This window comes from Kosakonia sacchari SP1 (genome assembly GCF_000300455.3).
GTDB lineage: Bacteria > Pseudomonadota > Gammaproteobacteria > Enterobacterales > Enterobacteriaceae > Kosakonia > Kosakonia sacchari.
Map to the genome: position 1 here is coordinate 4266300 of NZ_CP007215.2, position 18877 is coordinate 4285176.

General features: G+C 55.1%; 19 protein-coding genes. 14 read left to right on the plus strand and 5 right to left on the minus strand.

Annotated elements, in window-relative coordinates; genetic code table 11:
• Positions 1–70 precede the first annotated feature (70 nt).
• Complete coding sequence (gene holC / locus C813_RS43180; RefSeq protein WP_017459073.1) at positions 71–514, plus strand: DNA polymerase III subunit chi; 444 nt, start codon at positions 71–73, stop codon at positions 512–514.
• Positions 514–3369, plus strand: a complete 2856-nt coding sequence (locus C813_RS43185) for a valine--tRNA ligase (RefSeq protein ID WP_017459074.1) — start codon at positions 514–516, stop codon at positions 3367–3369. Before holC ends, C813_RS43185 begins: the two co-directional genes overlap by 1 nt.
• A gap of 94 nt (positions 3370–3463) precedes the next feature.
• On the opposite strand, the gene C813_RS43190 is transcribed toward C813_RS43185, so the two are convergent.
• Positions 3464–4666: a YjgN family protein gene (locus C813_RS43190; RefSeq protein ID WP_017459075.1), complete on the minus strand. Its 1203-nt coding sequence runs from the start codon at positions 4664–4666 to the stop codon at positions 3464–3466.
• Positions 4667–4864: 198 nt separating this feature from the next.
• Between C813_RS43190 and C813_RS43195 the strand changes: the two genes are divergently transcribed.
• Positions 4865–5368, plus strand: coding sequence for a GNAT family N-acetyltransferase (locus tag C813_RS43195; RefSeq protein WP_017459076.1), 504 nt, complete (start codon positions 4865–4867; stop codon positions 5366–5368).
• A 20-nt stretch (positions 5369–5388) separates the two neighbouring features.
• Here C813_RS43195 and miaE read toward each other — a convergent pair whose 3' ends face one another.
• Positions 5389–6147 (minus strand): tRNA isopentenyl-2-thiomethyl-A-37 hydroxylase MiaE, encoded by a 759-nt coding sequence (miaE, locus tag C813_RS43200; protein WP_017459077.1) that lies wholly within the window; start codon positions 6145–6147, stop codon positions 5389–5391.
• A 45-nt stretch (positions 6148–6192) separates the two neighbouring features.
• Positions 6193–6615, minus strand: a complete 423-nt coding sequence (rraB, locus tag C813_RS43205; protein WP_017459078.1) for a ribonuclease E inhibitor RraB — start codon at positions 6613–6615, stop codon at positions 6193–6195.
• A 98-nt stretch (positions 6616–6713) separates the two neighbouring features.
• On the opposite strand from rraB, the gene argL reads away from it, so the two are divergent.
• Together argL and argF (C813_RS43210) are read left to right on the plus strand one after the other, a co-directional pair.
• Positions 6714–6809 (plus strand): putative translational regulatory protein ArgL, encoded by a 96-nt coding sequence (argL, locus tag C813_RS47710; protein WP_228007808.1) that lies wholly within the window; start codon positions 6714–6716, stop codon positions 6807–6809.
• Positions 6779–7783: an ornithine carbamoyltransferase gene (gene argF, locus C813_RS43210; RefSeq protein WP_017459079.1), complete on the plus strand. Its 1005-nt coding sequence runs from the start codon at positions 6779–6781 to the stop codon at positions 7781–7783. The genes argL and argF (C813_RS43210) overlap by 31 nt, the downstream gene beginning before the upstream one ends.
• Before the next feature lie 40 nt (positions 7784–7823).
• On the opposite strand, the gene C813_RS43215 is transcribed toward argF (C813_RS43210), so the two are convergent.
• Positions 7824–8276, minus strand: a complete 453-nt coding sequence (locus tag C813_RS43215) for a YhcH/YjgK/YiaL family protein (protein ID WP_025263744.1) — start codon at positions 8274–8276, stop codon at positions 7824–7826.
• Positions 8277–8951: 675 nt separating this feature from the next.
• Here C813_RS43215 and arcA point away from each other — a divergent pair.
• The 9 genes from arcA to ridA all read left to right on the plus strand — a co-directional run bounded on the left by arcA (position 8952) and on the right by ridA (position 16259).
• Positions 8952–10172, plus strand: coding sequence for an arginine deiminase (gene arcA, locus C813_RS43220; RefSeq protein ID WP_017459081.1), 1221 nt, complete (start codon positions 8952–8954; stop codon positions 10170–10172).
• A gap of 10 nt (positions 10173–10182) precedes the next feature.
• Entirely contained in the window at positions 10183–11094 is a 912-nt protein-coding gene (gene arcC / locus C813_RS43225; RefSeq protein WP_017459082.1) for a carbamate kinase, read from the plus strand.
• Positions 11095–11111: 17 nt separating this feature from the next.
• On the plus strand, positions 11112–12116 hold the full coding sequence (argF, locus tag C813_RS43230) for an ornithine carbamoyltransferase (protein WP_017459083.1): 1005 nt from the start codon (positions 11112–11114) through the stop codon (positions 12114–12116).
• A gap of 47 nt (positions 12117–12163) precedes the next feature.
• Complete coding sequence (locus C813_RS43235) at positions 12164–13567, plus strand: YfcC family protein (protein ID WP_017459084.1); 1404 nt, start codon at positions 12164–12166, stop codon at positions 13565–13567.
• A gap of 104 nt (positions 13568–13671) precedes the next feature.
• Positions 13672–14151: an arginine repressor gene (locus C813_RS43240; protein ID WP_017459085.1), complete on the plus strand. Its 480-nt coding sequence runs from the start codon at positions 13672–13674 to the stop codon at positions 14149–14151.
• A gap of 99 nt (positions 14152–14250) precedes the next feature.
• Positions 14251–14397 carry a pyrBI operon leader peptide gene (locus C813_RS46885; RefSeq protein ID WP_020456307.1) on the plus strand — a complete coding sequence of 49 codons (147 nt, stop codon included), beginning with the start codon at positions 14251–14253 and terminating at the stop codon, positions 14395–14397.
• Complete coding sequence (gene pyrB, locus C813_RS43250) at positions 14390–15325, plus strand: aspartate carbamoyltransferase (protein ID WP_017459087.1); 936 nt, start codon at positions 14390–14392, stop codon at positions 15323–15325. Before C813_RS46885 ends, pyrB begins: the two co-directional genes overlap by 8 nt.
• A gap of 11 nt (positions 15326–15336) precedes the next feature.
• Positions 15337–15798, plus strand: coding sequence for an aspartate carbamoyltransferase regulatory subunit (gene pyrI, locus C813_RS43255; RefSeq protein WP_017459088.1), 462 nt, complete (start codon positions 15337–15339; stop codon positions 15796–15798).
• Between the two features lie 74 nt (positions 15799–15872).
• Entirely contained in the window at positions 15873–16259 is a 387-nt protein-coding gene (gene ridA / locus C813_RS43260; RefSeq protein ID WP_017459089.1) for a 2-iminobutanoate/2-iminopropanoate deaminase, read from the plus strand.
• Between the two features lie 187 nt (positions 16260–16446).
• Here ridA and C813_RS43265 read toward each other — a convergent pair whose 3' ends face one another.
• Positions 16447–18831: a beta-N-acetylhexosaminidase gene (locus tag C813_RS43265; RefSeq protein WP_017459090.1), complete on the minus strand. Its 2385-nt coding sequence runs from the start codon at positions 18829–18831 to the stop codon at positions 16447–16449.
• Positions 18832–18877 lie beyond the last annotated feature (46 nt).

Here is an 18877-nt window from a genome sequence, read left to right on the forward strand (position 1 = left end):
CAGCCCAATAAAGAGGCAGCGTGAAAGACGACGGCTATAGCGTTTAAATCCTCAACCAAAAGCCCCATATATGAAAAATGCAACGTTCTACCTTCTGGACAATGACAACGCCGCTGATGGCTTAAACGCCGTCGAACAACTGGTGTGTGAAATTGCCGCAGAACGTTGGCGTAACGGTAAACGCGTGCTGATTGCCTGTGCCGATGAGCAGCAAGCAATTCGACTGGATGAAGCGCTGTGGGCGCGCCCGGCGGAGAGCTTTGTCCCGCACAACCTGGCAGGTGAAGGACCACGCGGCGGTGCGCCAGTGGAGCTGGCCTGGCCCCAAAAACGCAACAGCAGCCCGCGCGATATTTTGATCAGCCTGCGCGCGGAATTTGCAGATTTTGCCACCGCTTTCACAGAAGTGATAGACTTCGTTCCTCACGAAGATTCTCTGAAACAACTGGCGCGCGAACGCTATAAAGCGTACCGCATGGCTGGTTTCAACCTGAACACGGCAACCTGGAAATAATGGAAAAGACATACAACCCCAAAGATATCGAACAGCCGCTGTACGAGCAGTGGGAAAAGCAGGGCTATTTCAAACCGAACGGTGATGAAAGCCAGGAAAGCTTCTGCATCATGATCCCGCCGCCGAACGTCACCGGCAGTTTGCATATGGGCCACGCCTTCCAGCAGACCATCATGGATACCATGATCCGTTACCAGCGCATGCAGGGCAAAAACACCCTGTGGCAGGTCGGTACCGACCACGCCGGTATCGCGACCCAGATGGTGGTGGAGCGTAAAATTGCCGCGGAAGAAGGTAAAACCCGCCACGACTACGGCCGTGACGCCTTTATCGAAAAAATCTGGCAGTGGAAGGCAGAATCGGGCGGCACCATCACCAACCAGATGCGCCGTCTCGGCAACTCCGTGGACTGGGAGCGCGAGCGCTTCACCATGGACGAAGGCCTTTCTAACGCCGTAAAAGAAGTGTTCGTCCGCCTGTATAAAGAAGACCTGATTTACCGTGGCAAACGCCTGGTGAACTGGGACCCGAAACTGCGCACGGCGATTTCCGATCTGGAAGTGGAAAACCGCGAGTCGAAAGGCTCAATGTGGCATATCCGCTACCCGCTGGCCGACGGCGCGAAAACCGCCGACGGTAAAGATTACCTGGTGGTTGCCACCACGCGCCCGGAAACCCTGCTCGGTGATACCGGCGTGGCGGTGAACCCGGAAGATCCGCGCTACAAAGATCTGATTGGTAAATTCGTGGTACTGCCGCTGGTCAACCGCCGCATTCCGATTGTCGGCGACGAACACGCCGACATGGAAAAAGGCACCGGCTGCGTGAAAATCACCCCGGCGCATGACTTTAACGACTATGAAGTCGGCCGTCGCCACAAGCTGCCAATGATCAACATCCTGACTTTTGACGGTGATATCCGTGAAAGCGCACAGGTGTACGACACCAACGGCAACGAATCCGATGTTTACCCGGCGGATATCCCGGCTGAGTTCCAGAAGCTGGAGCGTTTTGCCGCGCGTAAAGCAATTGTCGCGGCGGTGGACGGACTTGGCCTGCTGGAAGAGATCAAACCGCACGACCTGACCGTTCCGTACGGCGATCGCGGCGGCGTGGTTATCGAACCGATGCTCACCGACCAGTGGTACGTTCGCGCCGATGTGCTGGCGAAACCAGCGGTGGAAGCCGTGGAAAACGGCGACATCCAGTTTGTGCCGAAACAGTACGAAAACATGTATTTCTCCTGGATGCGCGATATTCAGGACTGGTGTATCTCCCGCCAGTTGTGGTGGGGCCACCGCATTCCGGCGTGGTACGACAACGAAGGCAACGTGTATGTTGGCCGTAACGAAGACGAAGTGCGCCAGGAAAACAATCTGGCCGCCGATGTCGCCCTGCGCCAGGACGACGACGTGCTGGATACCTGGTTCTCCTCCGCGCTGTGGACCTTCTCGACCCTCGGCTGGCCGGAAAACACCGACGCGCTGCGCCAGTTCCACCCGACCAGCGTGATGGTTTCCGGCTTCGACATTATCTTCTTCTGGATTGCGCGCATGATCATGATGACCATGCACTTCATCAAAGATGAAGATGGCAAGCCACAGGTGCCGTTTAAAACCGTCTATATGACCGGTCTTATCCGCGATGACGAAGGCCAGAAGATGTCCAAATCCAAGGGCAACGTGATTGACCCGCTGGATATGGTTGACGGTATTTCGCTGGCGGATCTGCTGGAAAAACGCACCGGCAACATGATGCAGCCGCAGCTGGCGGAGAAAATCCGCAAGCGCACCGAAAAACAGTTTCCGGACGGCATTGAACCACACGGCACCGACGCCCTGCGCTTCACCCTCGCGGCGCTGGCCTCGACCGGTCGCGACATCAACTGGGATATGAAACGCCTGGAAGGTTACCGTAACTTCTGTAACAAGCTGTGGAATGCCAGCCGTTTTGTGCTGATGAACACCGAAGATCAGGATTGCGGCTTCAACGGCGGCGAAATGGTGCTGTCGCTGGCAGACCGCTGGATCCTGGCGGAATTCAACCAGACCATCAAAGCGTACCGTGACGCGCTGGATAACTTCCGCTTCGATATCGCGGCGGGCATTCTGTATGAGTTCACCTGGAACCAGTTCTGTGACTGGTATCTGGAGCTGACCAAACCGGTCATGAATGGGGCTTCTGAAGCGGAACTGCGCGGTACCCGCAACACGCTGGTGACCGTGCTGGAAGGTCTGCTGCGCCTTGCGCATCCGATCATTCCGTTTATCACCGAAACCATCTGGCAGCGCGTGAAAGTGCTGAAAGGCATTACCGCCGACACCATCATGTTGCAGCCGTTCCCGCAGTATGACGCAGCGCAGGTGGATGAGAAAGCGCTGGCAGATACCGAGTGGCTGAAGCAGGCGATCATCGCGGTACGTAACATTCGTGCCGAAATGAACATCGCGCCGGGTAAACCGCTGGAGCTGCTGCTGCGTAGCGCGAGCGAGGACGCGAAGCGTCGTGTGAACGACAACCTGAGCTTCCTGCAAACGCTGGCGCGTCTGGAAAGCATCACCATTCTGCCTGCCGACGATAAAGGCCCGGTTTCGGTAACCAAAATCGTCGATGGCGCAGAGCTGCTGATCCCGATGCTGGGTCTTATCGACAAAGATGCCGAGCTGGCGCGTCTGGCGAAAGAAGTGGCGAAAGTTGAGCAGGAAATTGGCCGCATCGAAAGCAAACTGGGCAACGAAGGCTTCGTGGCGCGCGCGCCGGAAGCGGTAATTGCCAAAGAGCGCGAGAAGCTGGATGGCTATGCGGAAGCGAAAGCGAAGCTGATTGAGCAGCAGGCGGTTATCGCCGCGCTGTAATCATCGCGCAGAAGAAAAAGCCGGGCAACGTTGCCCGGCTTTTTTATTTTCTGGCCAGATAAGGCGTCACCGCCATCCGGCAAATTGCCCCTGATTACAGCACCGCCGGGTAGAACGACAAGCCGCGAGCCAGCAGGTTCGCCGGATCTTTCGCCGGCTGCACACCGTGGTCTTCCAGCGTCAGTGCTTCCAGATCGCCATGAACATGGGTATTTTCCAGCAGATAACGCGTCATGCGCACTTTCGCCCACGGCCATGCCAGGAACAGCGTAATAAAGCACACCAGCATGTTAGACACAGAAATCCAGAACATACGACCCATGGCTACCGTTGAGGAGAAACGAATGTTCCCTTCCAGCGCCAGTTGCCCGTAAATATAGGCGCGCAGTTTCACAAACGCGAAAAGGAAGCAGACAATCGCCCCGGCAATATAGATCAGGTAGCTCAGCGCCAGTTTGCCGTAAAGCGGCCCCATCATCATCGCTAATTGTTCCGGATCGCCACCTGCTACGTAGGCATACTCTTGCATGGCCATCAGTGACGGCATAACCAGAACCATCACCAGCACAATAAACGGTACAAACAGCAGCATCGACAGCACCACAATGGTGATGCATTTTTTCATTGAAATTTCAGCCGAGAATTTCAATTTGCCGTACTGCAAATTATTAATCAGCATGCCAAACCATTGCGCAGCATATACGCCCTGCATAATGGCAATACCCAGCAGTAATACCAATGTACCGATACCAATCATCACCGAAATAGCGCCATATGAGCCGCTACTTAATGCCGAAGTCACAAAGAGGGAGAACACCACCACCGAGGCGATAATAATCAGCAACGGGCATCCCATCATCACCCACCAGGCGCGCAAAGGAGTGGCGTAGAAATTAAAACGCACGCCGTTAATCTCTGTCATCAACATTTGATAACGCAGACCCTGAGTAATCAACCACGGGAAGAAAATCAGGAACAGCCCCATCATACAGAGCTGTAAAAGCACGTTCTGGTAGGCCACGTTAATAAAGAAAATCACATACAGCACCAGCAGGCAGAGCCAGCCGACAAAAATAGAACGCCCGGTCGCGTGATAAGAAAAACGCGCACCGCTAAGTTCAGTATTCTCATAAAAATAACGACGTGCGCGCACTAACGCCCACGGCAAATATAACCCCAGCGTTATTAAGGTCAGTAAAATATTAACCAGCCAAACCACGAAATAGCCTTTCCCGCTGCCCTGAAAGAGGAAACGGCGCACGGGAACCGCCACGGAACCATGAGTTTCGGAAGTCATAACAATCCTTATCGTAAAAAAAGAAGCCAGGCAAAAGGCAGTCAACCATAACAATATTGCGAAATGGTTATCTCCACTATTAAGTCTAAATAGCTGCCGGTCAAAAAAATAGCGCCCAATATTCCTGGTCTTGCCAGAACGCCCCTGTAGTGGTATTAAGCAGGATCAGCTTATAACCCCGAAAACAGAGTGCAGAGGATGAATGTGACCGCGCCGGTAGAGGTAAAAATGCGCCGGATTGCTGCCGCCGACAACGCAGCAATCGCATCGGTGATCCGCCAGGTATCTGCGGAATATGGCCTCACCGCCGATAAAGGCTACACCGTTGCCGATCCCGAACTGGATGAGCTGTATCAGTTATATAGCCGTCCGGGTTGTGCCTATTGGGTGGTGGAGCAAAACGGCGAGGTCGTGGGCGGCGGTGGTGTCGCGCCGCTGAAATGTAGCGAGCCGGACATCTGCGAACTGCAAAAGATGTATTTCCTGCCCAGCGCGCGTGGGCAGGGGCTGGCGAAGAAACTGGCGCAGATGGCGCTGGAACACGCCCGCGCAAAGGGTTTTACCCGCTGTTATCTGGAAACCACCGCCTTTCTGACCGCCGCTATTGGGCTTTATGAACGCCTTGGCTTTGAGCATATCGACGGGCCACTCGGCTGCACCGGTCACGTAGACTGCGAAGTGCGGATGCTGAAAACGCTGTAGCCCGAAAGCGTACCAATGCTTTACACCGGTACGCCGCTGTGAAAACGGAACTCTGCATCCGGTGTGGAGATAAGCGCCGCTTCCACTTCACCGAAATGGCGCACACGTGGGCTGATATCCGTGGTCGAAATCTGCTGCGCCAGCGCCAGGTAATCCTGATAATGGCGCGCTTCAGAGCGCAGCAACGACAGGTAAAATTTCTGCAAGTCGTCGTCAAGCCACGGCGCCAGTGCTGCAAAACGCTCGCAGGAGCGCGCTTCGATATAGGCGCCGCAGATTAACTTATCGACTAATGTCAGCGGTTCATGCGTGCGAACCTCTTTGAGCATCCCTTTCGCATAACGGCTGGCGGTAATTTTCACGTAGGGAATGTTACGGGCGAGCATGGCTTCCCGCACCTGCCAGAAGTGGTGCAACTCCTCTTTGATCAACAGCACCATGCTGTCAATCAGCGCCTGGCCCCAGGCATCGTCAGTTTGCGGCATCACACTTTTGCCAATCTGCTTATGCAGCGCGACAAAATCCGGCTCCGGCCCTTCACGAAAGGTAAATTCTTCATACGGTTTCAGCCACGCCAGTAGCGCGTCCGACCCGCTTTTATCCGCCACATAACGGCGCACCAGCAGCATGGCGGTTTGCGCCGCTTTCAGTTCGCATACCATATGATCGGTAAGCAGCAGCGGCAGCATTGATGGATCGCGCGCTTTGTCCAGCCAGGATTGCGGTGTCGGGCAATGCAGGAAGTTTAAAACCGGGGAGAGTATTTGCGGGTAATCCATTGTGGTTCCTTGCATTGCGGCAGCGAGCGCTGCCGCAATATTTACTCAGTGACGAACACCGTCATCTTCTTCGTCGACGTAATCCTCGTCGTCATCGTCACCCTCTTCGCCGTTCGGGTCTTCGTAGTAGGTTCCCCATCCGTCGTATTCCACGTCGAATTTCTCAGCCAGATTAAGCAGTTGCTCAACTTGGGCGTCGATCAAATCGGCGTTCAGCGCGCTTTCACTCAGCACATCACAGCAGATCACCACTTCGCCTTCGTCCAGTTCCAGCTCTTCCGGCTCTGTTACTTCGTAGCCCAGTTTAAAGGCTTCAACAGCGGCTTTTTCCAGCGTTTCGAAATCATCTGCCGACAGGTGATGCTCAATGGTATACAGCGCATCAGGATCGCTGCCGTCTTCGAGCAACTCTTCAATAATCAAACGCGTCTCTTCGCGCTGTTCTTCCAGGTGTTCCGGGTTCGCCATGGCTCGTTCCTCATCAATGTGGCAGATACACTTATTGTCACACACCGCTGGCATTGCCTCCACTCCTCGCCGAAAAGATTTATAGCTCGGGGTTGCAAATGCATATTCATACATATAAATTGAATTTTAATTCAATAAGTGGCCTTCGCCATGTGAGGGAAATATGTCCGCGTTTTATCAAAAGCATTTTTTGAAACTGCTCGATTTTACACCTGCTGAAATCAATACCCTGCTGCAACTCGCCGCTCAGTTGAAAGCGGATAAGAAAAAAGGCCAGGAAGTCCAGAAACTTACCGGGAAAAATATCGCGCTCATCTTCGAAAAAGACTCAACCCGCACACGATGCTCTTTCGAAGTTGCCGCATATGATCAAGGTGCCCGCGTAACGTATCTCGCCCCAAGCGGCAGCCAAATCGGGCATAAAGAATCAATTAAAGACACGGCGCGCGTGCTGGGGCGGATGTACGACGGCATTCAATATCGTGGTTATGGCCAGGAGATTGTCGAAACGCTGGCGCAATACGCTGGCGTGCCGGTGTGGAACGGCTTAACCAATGAATTTCACCCGACCCAGTTGCTGGCCGATCTGCTGACCATGCGCGAGCACTTGCCGGGCAAAGCCTTTAACCAGATGAAACTAGTTTATGCCGGTGACGCGCGTAACAACATGGGCAACTCCATGCTGGAAGCCGCCGCGCTGGTGGGTTTGGATCTGCGCCTTGTCGCGCCAAAAGCGTGCTGGCCGGACGCAAGCCTCGTCGCCGAGTGCAAAGCGCTGGCGGTAAAAAATGGCGGCAACATTCTGCTGACAGAAGATATCGCGAGCGGTGTGAAGGACGCCGATTTCATTTACACCGATGTGTGGGTATCGATGGGCGAAGCAAAAGAGAAGTGGGCGGAGCGCATCGCGCTGCTGCGGCCTTACCAGGTCAACAGCAAAATGTTGTCGCTCACCGGCAACCCACAGGTGAAATTCCTGCACTGCCTGCCTGCGTTCCATGACGATAAGACCACGCTCGGCAAGAAAATGGCAGAAGAGTTTGGTCTGCACGGCGGCATGGAAGTAACGGATGAGGTGTTTGAATCACCGGCGAGTATTGTATTTGATCAGGCGGAAAACCGGATGCACACCATCAAAGCGGTAATGGTCGCCACTCTCAGTAAATAACGCAATATGCCCGGTTGCGCAGCGCGACCGGGCATTACGCTTACGCTATCAGCAGTTTCACCACCACTTTACGTACCTGCGCTGGCGCGTTTACCGCACACAGCGGTTTGTGAACTTCGCCCGGATAGAACACCACGAAATCCCCTTCGCTCAGCACAACGTTTTTTTCCTGCGCGCCTTCCGGCAAAAAAGCAATATCTTTATCCGCCAGCCAGTCGGTGTCCGGCGCGCCCGCAGGCTGGGTGCTGAACGTCATCCCTTCCTGGCCTTTCAGCACGATCTGGATGTCCAGATAACGGGCGTGATACTCGGCGCGGCGTTCAGCGAACGGCTGGGTCATATCTTCGGAAACGAGGAAAAACAGGCGGTTGCCGTCGATATCATGCTTGCCAACAGGCGTCGCATCGGTCACGTGCTGCTTAACGTGCTCAATGGCCTGGCGCAGCTCTTCCGGCAGCCAGGATTGTAAATTGTGAATATTGCCAACGATCATGGTGTAGCCCTCAACATAAAACATCGTTTCATTTTCAGCTTTTATACGAAAATTCACACTGCCATACCACCACTTTCTGCCAGAGATTTGTCACAACGCATGTTTATCGGAAAATATGTTATATGCCTGTTAAGGCCGATTACGCTTTTATGCAGCATAGATGCATAAACCCCACAGCCGCGCGCTGACATAAAGTTGTTACCCCCTGATAAAAAAGAATTTATTTAAATAAACCTTTCCCGATCACACTTCAGCAGCCTGGTAATTTGCGCATTCATTCACTGGTTATTTCCCTTTTATGCCTCCAGCAGCACCGCTCTATTCATTTTTATGCATATCTATTCCATTCACTGTTGAAAAAACTTATCAATCAATGGGTTATATATTCATAAAAATAGATGGATAGCTACAAAACAATAACAACCATGAATAAGTTCAGCCGTTAATGCGTAAGCATTCATCCTGATAATTAAGCTAATTGTCTATTCTCTGATGCGAATCATGCAATTGAACGGCGGCTATTTAATTACCCATTCGACGTGAGCACAATCACAATATTAATTTATACGGCTTCTACTATGAGCCATGAAATTAATGGTTATTAACGCGCGATGAAATTAATCACATTTCATTGCCGCCCCCTTTTTATTCTGAAAAAAAGTTAAAGGAATAATTATGGAAAAGCACTACGTCGGTTCTGAAATAGGTCAATTGCGTAGCGTTATGCTGCACCGCCCCAATTTAAGCCTGAAACGGTTAACACCGTCGAATTGTCAGGAGCTGTTATTCGATGACGTGTTATCGGTTGAGCGCGCCGGGGAAGAGCATGACGCCTTCGCAAACACACTGCGCGAGCAGGGTGTGGAAGTCCTGCTGTTGACCGACCTTCTGACACAAACGCTTGATATTGTACAGGCAAAAGCCTGGCTGCTGGAAATCCAGATCTCCGATTATCGCCTTGGCCCCACCTTCGCCGCAGACGTGCGCAGCTGGCTGGCGGATATGCCGCACCGCGAACTAGCGCGGCGGCTCAGCGGTGGATTAACCTACGGCGAGATCCCGGCATTTATTAAAAATATGGTTGTCGACACTCACACGGCGAATGATTTTATTATGAAGCCGCTGCCTAATCATTTATTTACCCGTGACACATCGTGCTGGATTTATAATGGCGTGTCGATTAATCCGATGGCTAAACCTGCCCGCCAGCGGGAAACGAATAATCTGCGCGCTATTTATCGCTGGCACCCGGCTTTCGCCGATGGAAATTTTATTAAATATTTTGGCGACGAGAATATTAATTACGATCACGCCACGCTTGAGGGCGGCGATGTATTAGTCATTGGCCGCGGCGCGGTATTAATTGGTCTCTCTGAACGCACCACACCGCAGGGCGTGGAATTCCTTGCCAATAGCCTGTTCAAACACCGCCAGGCCGAACGCGTTATCGTCGTTGAACTGCCGAAACACCGCTCCTGTATGCACCTCGACACGGTAATGACCCATATCGATATCGACACCTTCTCCGTTTACCCCGAAGTGGTGCGCAAAGACGCCCAGTGCTGGACGCTCACCCCGGACGGGCGCGGCGGTCTGCAACGCACGCAGGAAAGCGACCTGCTGCACGCCATCGAAAAAGCGCTGGGTATTGACCAGATCCGGCTTATCACCACCGGCGGCGACGCTTTTGAAGCCGAACGCGAACAGTGGAATGACGCCAATAACGTCCTCACGCTGCGTCCCGGCGTGGTCGTGGGCTACGAGCGCAATATCTGGACCAACGAGAAATATGACAAAGCCGGGATCACCGTGCTGCCGATCCCCGGTGATGAGCTGGGACGCGGGCGCGGCGGTGCACGCTGCATGAGCTGCCCACTGGAACGCGACGGCATTTAAAGGAGCCATCATGGAAAGAAAACCCACACTGGTTGTCGCGCTGGGCGGCAACGCGCTGCTAAAACGCGGCGAACCGCTGGAAGCGAACATCCAGCGCCAGAACATTGATCTTGCCGCCCGCACCATCGCCGGGCTAACCGCGCAGTGGCGCGTGGTGCTGGTACACGGCAACGGACCGCAGGTCGGCCTGCTGGCGCTGCAAAATAGCGCTTACGACAAAGTCACCCCCTACCCGCTCGATATTCTCGGCGCGGAAAGCCAGGGGATGATTGGCTACATGCTGCAACAGTCGCTGAAAAACAGCCTGCCCCAGCGTGAAGTGAGCGTACTGCTCACCCAGGTGGAAGTGGACGCCAGCGACCCGGCATTCAGCAACCCGAGCAAATACATCGGCCCGGTCTACAGCGAAGCGCAAGCCCAGGCGCTGCAGCAGGAGAAAGGCTGGGTATTTAAGGCTGATGGTCGCTATTTCCGCCGCGTTGTGCCCTCCCCGCAACCCAAACGCATTGTCGAAAGCGACGCCATTAGCGCACTGATAGACCGCGATCATCTGGTGATTTGCAATGGCGGCGGCGGCGTACCGGTGGTGGAAAACGCCAATGGCTACCACGGCATCGAAGCGGTGATCGACAAGGATCTCTCAGCGGCGTTACTGGCGCGACAAATCGAAGCGGATGCGCTGCTGATCCTGACGGATGCCGACGCGGTTTACCTCGACTGGGACAAACCGACGCAACGCCCGCTGGCGCAGGTCACCCCGGACATGCTGCAAGGCATGCAGTTTGACGCAGGCTCGATGGGGCCGAAGGTCGCCGCCTGCCGCCAGTTTGTTGAGCAGTGTCACGGCATCGCGGGTATCGGCGCGCTGGCGGATGGCCCTGCCATCCTCGCCGGGGACAAAGGCACATTGATTCGTTACTGATTTAAAAAGGAAATCTTATGAGCATCAACCTGAAAAACCGCAACTTTCTCAAACTGCTCGACTACACCCCGGCGGAGATCCAGTACCTGATCGATCTGGCTATCCAGCTAAAAGCAGACAAAAAAGCAGGACGCGAGAAGAAAACGCTGGTCGGCAAAAACATCGCGCTGATTTTTGAAAAAACCTCCACTCGCACCCGCTGCGCGTTTGAAGTCGGCGCGTTCGATCAGGGCGCGCAGGTGACATATCTCGGTCCTAGCGGTTCACAGATTGGCCACAAAGAGTCGATGAAAGACACCGCCCGCGTGCTGGGGCGCATGTATGACGGCATCGAATATCGCGGTTACGGCCAGCAGATTGTGGAAGAACTCGGTCAATACGCAGGCGTGCCGGTGTGGAACGGGCTGACCAACGAATTTCATCCGACACAGATCCTCGCCGATTTGATGACCATGCTGGAGCACGCACCGGGCAAACGTCTGCCGGATCTGCGCTTTGCTTATCTTGGCGATGCGCGCAACAACATGGGCAACTCGCTGATGGTCGGCGCGGCGAAGATGGGCATGGATATCCGCCTGGTGGCACCAAAATCCTTCTGGCCTGAGGCGGAGTTGGTGGAACAGTGTCGCACCATCGCACGTGAAACCGGCGCGCGCATCATGCTCACCGAGGATGTGGAAGAAGGCGTGCAGGGTGTCGATTTCCTCTACACCGATGTGTGGGTGTCGATGGGCGAGCCAAAAGAAGCGTGGTCTGAGCGCGTCAGCCTGATGAAACCCTACCAGGTAAACGGTGCGGTGGTGAAAGCCACCGGTAATCCGCAGGTGAAATTTATGCACTGCCTGCCCGCGTTTCATAACGAGCACACCAAAGTGGGCGGCGAGATCGAAATGGCGTATGGCCTGAAAGGGCTGGAAGTCACCGAAGAGGTTTTCGAATCGCCTAACTCTATCGTTTTTGATGAAGCAGAAAACCGGATGCACACCATCAAAGCGGTGATGGTGGCAACCCTCGGCGACTAACCACTCCCCCTGCGCGCCGCGGGTGCGCCGGGGTCAAGGAGCACATCATGGGCAAGTTCAAGTTCCCTTCCGCTTACACCATTCTCTTTTTGTTGATTGCCATTGTCGCCGCGCTCAGTTGGGTGATCCCCGCCGGGCAATACCAGATGGCAATGAACCCAGCCCTCGGTAAAGAAGTACCGATTGCCGGTACTTATGCGCATGTCGCCGCGCATCCTCAAGGGTTAATCGCGGTGATCATGGCACCAATAAGCGGCCTTTACGATCCCGATACCGGCCAGGCCGGCGCAATCGATGTGGCGCTGTTTATTCTGATCATCGGCGGATTTCTGGGCATCGTCACCAAAACCGGTGCCATCGATGCCGGGATCGAGCGCGTCACCACCCGCTTGCGTGGCCGTGAAGAGTGGATGATCCCGATCCTGATGGCGCTGTTCGCCGCAGGCGGCACCATCTACGGTATGGCCGAAGAGTCGCTACCGTTTTATACACTGCTGGTTCCCGTGATGCTCGCCGCCCGTTTTGATCCGGTTGTCGCCGCCTCCACCGTGCTGCTCGGCGCAGGGATCGGCACGCTCGGATCGACCATCAACCCGTTCGCCACGGTGATCGCCGCCAACGCCGCCGGGATCCCGTTTACCCACGGCATTCTCCTGCGTGTCGCGCTGCTGGTGATTGGCTGGATCATCTGTGTTGCCTGGGTGATGCGCTACGCCCGTAACGTGCGCGCCAACCCGGCGCTGTCGATCGTCGCCGACAAACAGGAAGAGGATCGCGCGTTTTTCCTCGGCAATAAGTCGCCGGAGATGCTCGAATTCACCCCGGTGCGCAAACTGATCCTGCTTATTTTCGCGCTGGCCTTTGTGGTGATGATCTACGGCGTGGCGGTGCTCGGCTGGTGGATGGCGCAGATCTCGGCGGTGTTTCTGGCAAGCGCCATCATCGTGGGTTTGATCGCCCGCATGAACGAAGAGGAGTTGACCTCAACATTTATCAACGGCGCGCGGGATCTGCTGGGCGTAGCGCTGATTATCGGCATTGCCCGCGGTATCGTAGTGATCATGGATAAAGGTATGATTACTCATACTATTTTGCACAGTGCCGAAGGCATGGTCAGCGGGTTATCCACCGTCGCGTTTATCAACGTTATGTACTGGCTGGAAGTGGTGCTGTCGTTCCTCGTGCCCTCGTCCTCCGGCCTTGCGGTGCTGACGATGCCGATTATGGCGCCGCTGGCCGATTTCGCTAACGTCAACCGCGATCTGGTCGTTACCGCGTACCAATCGGCGTCCGGCATCGTCAACCTGGTGACGCCTACGTCGGCGGTGGTGATGGGCGGGCTGGCTATCGCCCATGTCCCCTATGTGCGCTACCTGAAATGGGTCGCGCCATTGTTGGCGATACTGGCGGTGGTGATCATGGCGGCACTCAGCCTTGGCGCTCTGCTGTAGCGCGCCGGGTGGCGCTTTGCTTACCCGGTCTGTGGATAATATACAGGCCCGGTAAGCATGGCGTTGCCGGGCGTTTTGTTTCGGCAACCAATACGGGAAAAGAGATGATGGAATATGGAGATTATTCACCGAAAGAGCAGCTACAACTGGCGGTCTGCCAGCGCCTGATTAGCGAAAAAAGTTATCTTTCACAGGAGGAGATCCGCCGCGATTTGCAGCGCCACGGCTTCGACAGTATCAGCCAGTCCACCGTTTCTCGCCTGTTGACGCTGCTCGGTGTAATCAAAATCCGCAACGCCAAAGGACAAAAAATTTATTCGCTGAATCCGCAGTTGCGCCCGGTGCCGGACGCCGCCCGCTCCGTCTCCGAAATGGTGGTTAGCGTTGAGCATAATAGCGAATTTATCCTTATTCACACCGTGGCGGGATATGGCCGCGCAGTGGCACGTATTCTGGATTACCACCAGTTGCCGGAGATCCTCGGCGTAGTGGCAGGAAGCAGTATCGTCTGGGTCGCGCCAAGAATCGTGAAGCACACGGCGCTGGTGCATAAGCAAATTAATTATTTACTTAGAACGCATTAATATTCAAAGAGAACCGTTTGCATTGCGTAAAATGTGCATCAATCGCTTGATCCGCGAAAACAGCTGCGTATAATCCGGGACAATTTGCCGGGAGGAAGCATGAACCAGTGTGTACGACAAACTGTCTTACCGCGTCTGAAAAAAGGCGCTGGCCTGCCGTTTTCCTTCCCGTTGATCACCGAATTCCACAGCCCCTCTATTGAGGGGCTTTTTTTTGCGCAGTCGTCAGGAGATAACCATGGCTAACCCGCTATATCAGAAACATATCATTTCCATAAACGATCTCAGCCGCGAAGAACTCGAACTGGTGCTACACACCGCCGCACGACTGAAGGCCAACCCGCAGCCGGAGTTGCTCAAGCATAAAGTGATCGCCAGTTGCTTCTTTGAAGCCTCCACCCGCACGCGTTTATCGTTTGAAACCTCCATGCACCGCCTCGGCGCGAGCGTGGTCGGTTTCTCCGACAGCAGCAACACGTCGCTGGGCAAAAAAGGCGAAACGCTGGCCGACACCATTTCGGTGATCAGTACCTATGTGGACGCTATTGTGATGCGCCATCCGCAGGAGGGCGCGGCGCGACTGGCAACCGAGTTTTCCGGCGGCATTCCGGTGCTCAACGCCGGTGACGGAGCTAACCAGCATCCGACGCAAACGCTGCTCGATCTGTTCACGATTCAGGAAACGCAAAGCCGCCTTGAGAACCTCAATATCGCGATGGTTGGCGACCTGAAATATGGCCGCACTGTCCATTCGCTGGCGCAGGCGCTGGCGAAATTCAGCGGCAACCGCTTCTACTTTATCGCCCCGGACGCGCTGGCGATGCCGCAGTACATTCTCGATATGCTGGACGAAAAAGGCATGGCCTGGAGCGTACACGCCAGCATCGAAGAGGTGATGGCAGAGGTGGATATTCTCTATATGACGCGCGTGCAGAAAGAGCGTCTGGACCCGTCGGAATACGCCAACGTCAAAGCTCAATTTGTTCTGCGCGCCAGCGACTTAACCAACGCGCGCAGCAATATGAAGGTGCTGCACCCACTGCCGCGCGTGGATGAAATTACTACCGACGTGGATAAAACGCCGCACGCCTGGTATTTCCAGCAGGCCGGTAACGGCATCTTCGCGCGCCAGGCTCTGCTGGCGCTGGTTCTCAATCGCGATTTGGCGCTGTAAGGAGAGAGACAATGACACACGATAACAAACTGCAGGTCGAAGCCATCAAACGCGGCACCGTGATTGACCACATTCCCGCCCGCGTCGGGTTTAAACTGCTGACGCTGTTTAAGCTGACAGAAACCGACCAGCGCATCACCATCGGCCTGAATCTGCCGTCCGGCGAGATGGGGCGCAAAGATTTGATCAAGATCGAGAACACGTTTCTTACCGACGAGCAGGTAAACCAACTGGCGCTGTACGCACCGCAAGCCACCGTTAACCGCATTGATGAGTATGAAGTGGTGGGTAAATCGCGCCCGAGCCTGCCGGAGCGCATCACTGGCGTGCTGGTGTGCCCGAACAGCAACTGCATCAGCCATGCTGAACCGGTTGCCTCCAGCTTTGCGGTGAAAAAACGTGAAAGCGACATCGCGCTGAAGTGTAAATATTGTGAGAAAGAGTTCTCGCACCATGTGGTGCTGGCTAACTAATTGCGGTTGGTATTGCGTTTTTCCCTCCCTATAATGGGGCGGAACCTCAATACCGCTGTCATTCAGGAGTTATTATGACCAAAGTTATCGCCACGGAAAACGCGCCAGCAGCGATTGGCCCTTATGTTCAAGCTGTTGATCTTGGCAACATGATCCTGACCTCGGGTCAGATCCCGGTTGATCCGAAAACCGGTAGCGTACCGGAAGATGTGGCGGCGCAAGCACGTCAGTCGCTGGACAACGTGAAAGCGATTGTTGAAGCGGCGGGTCTGAAAGTGGGCGACATCGTGAAAACCACCGTTTTCGTGAAAGATCTCAACGATTTCGCTACTGTTAACGCCACGTATGAAGCCTTTTTCAATGAACATAACGCCAGCTTCCCGGCGCGTTCCTGCGTGGAAGTCGCGCGTCTGCCAAAAGACGTGAAAATCGAGATTGAAGCCATCGCCGTTCGCCGTTAATGGCGGCTAAGCGAGAGATAAAAGGCAGCTTACGCTGCCTTTTTTATTGCCCACTTAAAACGTAACCGGTTTTTGGCTCTGCCCGCTTACCTTTAAATTTAAATCTCACAGGCTGTCAGAGGTTTCTTTTGAAGAAGTGGGTACACCCTTCCAGGGAATCAATTTATTACGCTTATCACCCTGGCGTTCACCGGTTGCGCGTGGCGCGCAACAGTTTTTCCAACGGATAGACCGCCGCTATCACCACTTCGTCCTGAATTTGCGCCGCGTTATCCAGCTCGCGCTGAATAGACGCTATCTCGCCATCGTCCAGCGTCCCCTGACGCGCTACCAAATCCGTCAGCCGCAGCCCAATAGTGGCGAGCTTATCCACCTGCAAAATCACCGGACGCATCGCTTTTAGCTGATAATTGCTGTCGCTGAGCGCCAGCGCGTCGCTGGTGTTACCCTGCCAGCGGCTAAAGAGGTGGCGCAGCGCCACCGCGCTGGTGTTGTCTTCCGCATCGCTCACCAGTCTGTCGACCCACTGGTTCATCTGGCGAACGGTACTGCTCTCCGGTGCCAGCGCATCGGCAAAGCGGTTCAGCGGCTCGAACTGATGATAGTTACTGGCCTGGAATTTCAGATGCTGGCGCGTGTAGTAATGCGCCGGTTCGACAGACTGGGCGAGGATTTGCAGCGGCAATGTATCGGCGCTGTTCGCAAGGCGCATGAACTGCGCCAGTTGCTGGCTATGTTGTTGCAGGCCGACTGATACCGTCGACCAGCTGTCCATCGCCTGCAAACGGCTGTACATGTTGTCGGTGTCATTCACATCCTGCGCCGACCATAAACGTTCCGCCACGGCAAACGCGCGCGGCCACAGTTTGATATCCAGCACCGGCGCGACCACATTTTCCGCCCACAACGCGGCTTCGCCACCGAGCAAATTCGCCTGCTGGCTGGCGTCCGGTACGGCGGGCTCAACCCCTTTCGGCACTTCGTTTAGCCTCGCGCCGGTGACTGGATAGCGCGCGTTGCCCAGCAAGAAGTAACCGCCAAGTTTATCGTCGGTGAGGGTGATAACCGGGCGGGTTTCGCCCATCCATGTATCGACGACAAAACTCACCTGGCGATCGCTGCGCCAGTCGATATGCTGCACGGCGCGGCGGGATTTGCCTTTGAAATCAATAAATCCGCGCCATCCACTTTCGCCTTTCACCAGCGTAAACGTCCCTTCCACCGGGCTGCCTTTCAGGCGCGGCATCGAAAACGACCAGCTTTGCGCACTGTCGTTATCGGCAATCACATCCACACCATTTAAGCCCTGCGGCACAATCTCATTGCGGTAGTGATAGGCGGTGTACTGCGGCTGATCGAGGTAAAAACCGGTAGAGAGAATGCCTTTGTAACCCTGCTTTGCCACCTCGCCCAGCGCGTCCTGTCCCTGCCAGGACTGGATAACAATGCTTTTGGGCAGATCCGGGTGGAAGATCTCATCCCAGCCCACCATCTGGCGCTGATGTTTTTCGAGGATCGCCTCCAGTTTGCGGTTGAAATAGGCTTGCAACGCATGGCTGTCGGTAAGTTTGTTGTCGCGCATAAATTGCTGGATAGCCGGGTTGTTTTTCCACTGCGTATCGTCCACCTCATCGCCGCCGATATGCAGATACGCATCCGGGAAGATCGCCGCCAGTTCGCTGACCATCGCCTCCGCAAAGGCGTAAGTCGCCGCTTTTGTCGGATCAAGCACCGGTTTCAGCACACCCCAGTGGCGCTCCATCTGATACGGCCCCGGCGCACTCATCAGTTCCGGGTAGGCGACGGCAATCGCCGACGCGTGGCCTGGCATGTCGATTTCCGGCACCACGCGGATGCCGCGCGTTGTGGCGTAGCGCACCACATCGCGCATTTGTTCTTCGCTGTAAAAGAGACCATCGCTGGCAAGCTGCGTCAGTTTGGGGTAGCGCTTCGAGCTAAAACGCCAGCCCTGGTCGTCGGTTAAATGCCAGTGCAGCACGTTCAGTTTCGCCGCCGCCATGCCGTCGATCTGCCGTTTGATATCCTCGACCGGCATAAAATGACGGGCAGAATCGAGCAGCAAACCACGCCACGGGAAGCGCGGCGCATCGTCAATGGTCACCCACGGCAAGGTGGTATTTTCCGTGCCGTTTTGTATCAGCTGGAGCAACGTTTCCATGGCACGCAGCGCGCCAAAGCGGGTATTGGCGGCGATCTGCACGCCATTCGCATCACTGGTCAGCGTGTAGTGCTCATCGCTACCCAGCTTCGGCAGCGGTGCCACTTTTTTGGCAATGGTGATGGTAATTGTGGGATGTTGCGGTTTTTCGGCCTGCGGTTGTAGCGTCCAGCCGGTTTGCCGGGCGATGCGCTGGCGCAATCGCGTAACGGCGTCGCCCAGATCGTCGCCGCTGACGCTGACAGAGAGCGTGTCCGTCAGAACCAGCGAGCCCTGTGTTGCCGGACGTTCAACCTTGGCCGGCCACGGCATCAGTGGCAAGTCGCCTGTGGGCGCAGCAAAAGCGGAAGAACCGAGCAGCAACCCGGCAGTTAACAGGCTGTAACGCAACATAAATGTTCCTTCAGACGACGTCAGGCGAGGGAAAACATTTTGTTAA

Coding starts and splice junctions, on each gene's coding strand:
- holC (WP_017459073.1), top strand. CDS start 71: ATGAAAAATGCAACGTTCTACCTTCTGGACAATGACAACGCCGCTGAT.
- C813_RS43185 (WP_017459074.1), top strand. CDS start 514: ATGGAAAAGACATACAACCCCAAAGATATCGAACAGCCGCTGTACGAG.
- C813_RS43190 (WP_017459075.1), bottom strand. CDS start 4,666: ATGACTTCCGAAACTCATGGTTCCGTGGCGGTTCCCGTGCGCCGTTTC.
- C813_RS43195 (WP_017459076.1), top strand. CDS start 4,865: ATGAATGTGACCGCGCCGGTAGAGGTAAAAATGCGCCGGATTGCTGCC.
- miaE (WP_017459077.1), bottom strand. CDS start 6,147: ATGGATTACCCGCAAATACTCTCCCCGGTTTTAAACTTCCTGCATTGC.
- rraB (WP_017459078.1), bottom strand. CDS start 6,615: ATGGCGAACCCGGAACACCTGGAAGAACAGCGCGAAGAGACGCGTTTG.
- argL (WP_228007808.1), top strand. CDS start 6,714: ATGCATATTCATACATATAAATTGAATTTTAATTCAATAAGTGGCCTT.
- argF (WP_017459079.1), top strand. CDS start 6,779: ATGTCCGCGTTTTATCAAAAGCATTTTTTGAAACTGCTCGATTTTACA.
- C813_RS43215 (WP_025263744.1), bottom strand. CDS start 8,276: ATGATCGTTGGCAATATTCACAATTTACAATCCTGGCTGCCGGAAGAG.
- arcA (WP_017459081.1), top strand. CDS start 8,952: ATGGAAAAGCACTACGTCGGTTCTGAAATAGGTCAATTGCGTAGCGTT.
- arcC (WP_017459082.1), top strand. CDS start 10,183: ATGGAAAGAAAACCCACACTGGTTGTCGCGCTGGGCGGCAACGCGCTG.
- argF (WP_017459083.1), top strand. CDS start 11,112: ATGAGCATCAACCTGAAAAACCGCAACTTTCTCAAACTGCTCGACTAC.
- C813_RS43235 (WP_017459084.1), top strand. CDS start 12,164: ATGGGCAAGTTCAAGTTCCCTTCCGCTTACACCATTCTCTTTTTGTTG.
- C813_RS43240 (WP_017459085.1), top strand. CDS start 13,672: ATGATGGAATATGGAGATTATTCACCGAAAGAGCAGCTACAACTGGCG.
- C813_RS46885 (WP_020456307.1), top strand. CDS start 14,251: ATGAACCAGTGTGTACGACAAACTGTCTTACCGCGTCTGAAAAAAGGC.
- pyrB (WP_017459087.1), top strand. CDS start 14,390: ATGGCTAACCCGCTATATCAGAAACATATCATTTCCATAAACGATCTC.
- pyrI (WP_017459088.1), top strand. CDS start 15,337: ATGACACACGATAACAAACTGCAGGTCGAAGCCATCAAACGCGGCACC.
- ridA (WP_017459089.1), top strand. CDS start 15,873: ATGACCAAAGTTATCGCCACGGAAAACGCGCCAGCAGCGATTGGCCCT.
- C813_RS43265 (WP_017459090.1), bottom strand. CDS start 18,831: ATGTTGCGTTACAGCCTGTTAACTGCCGGGTTGCTGCTCGGTTCTTCC.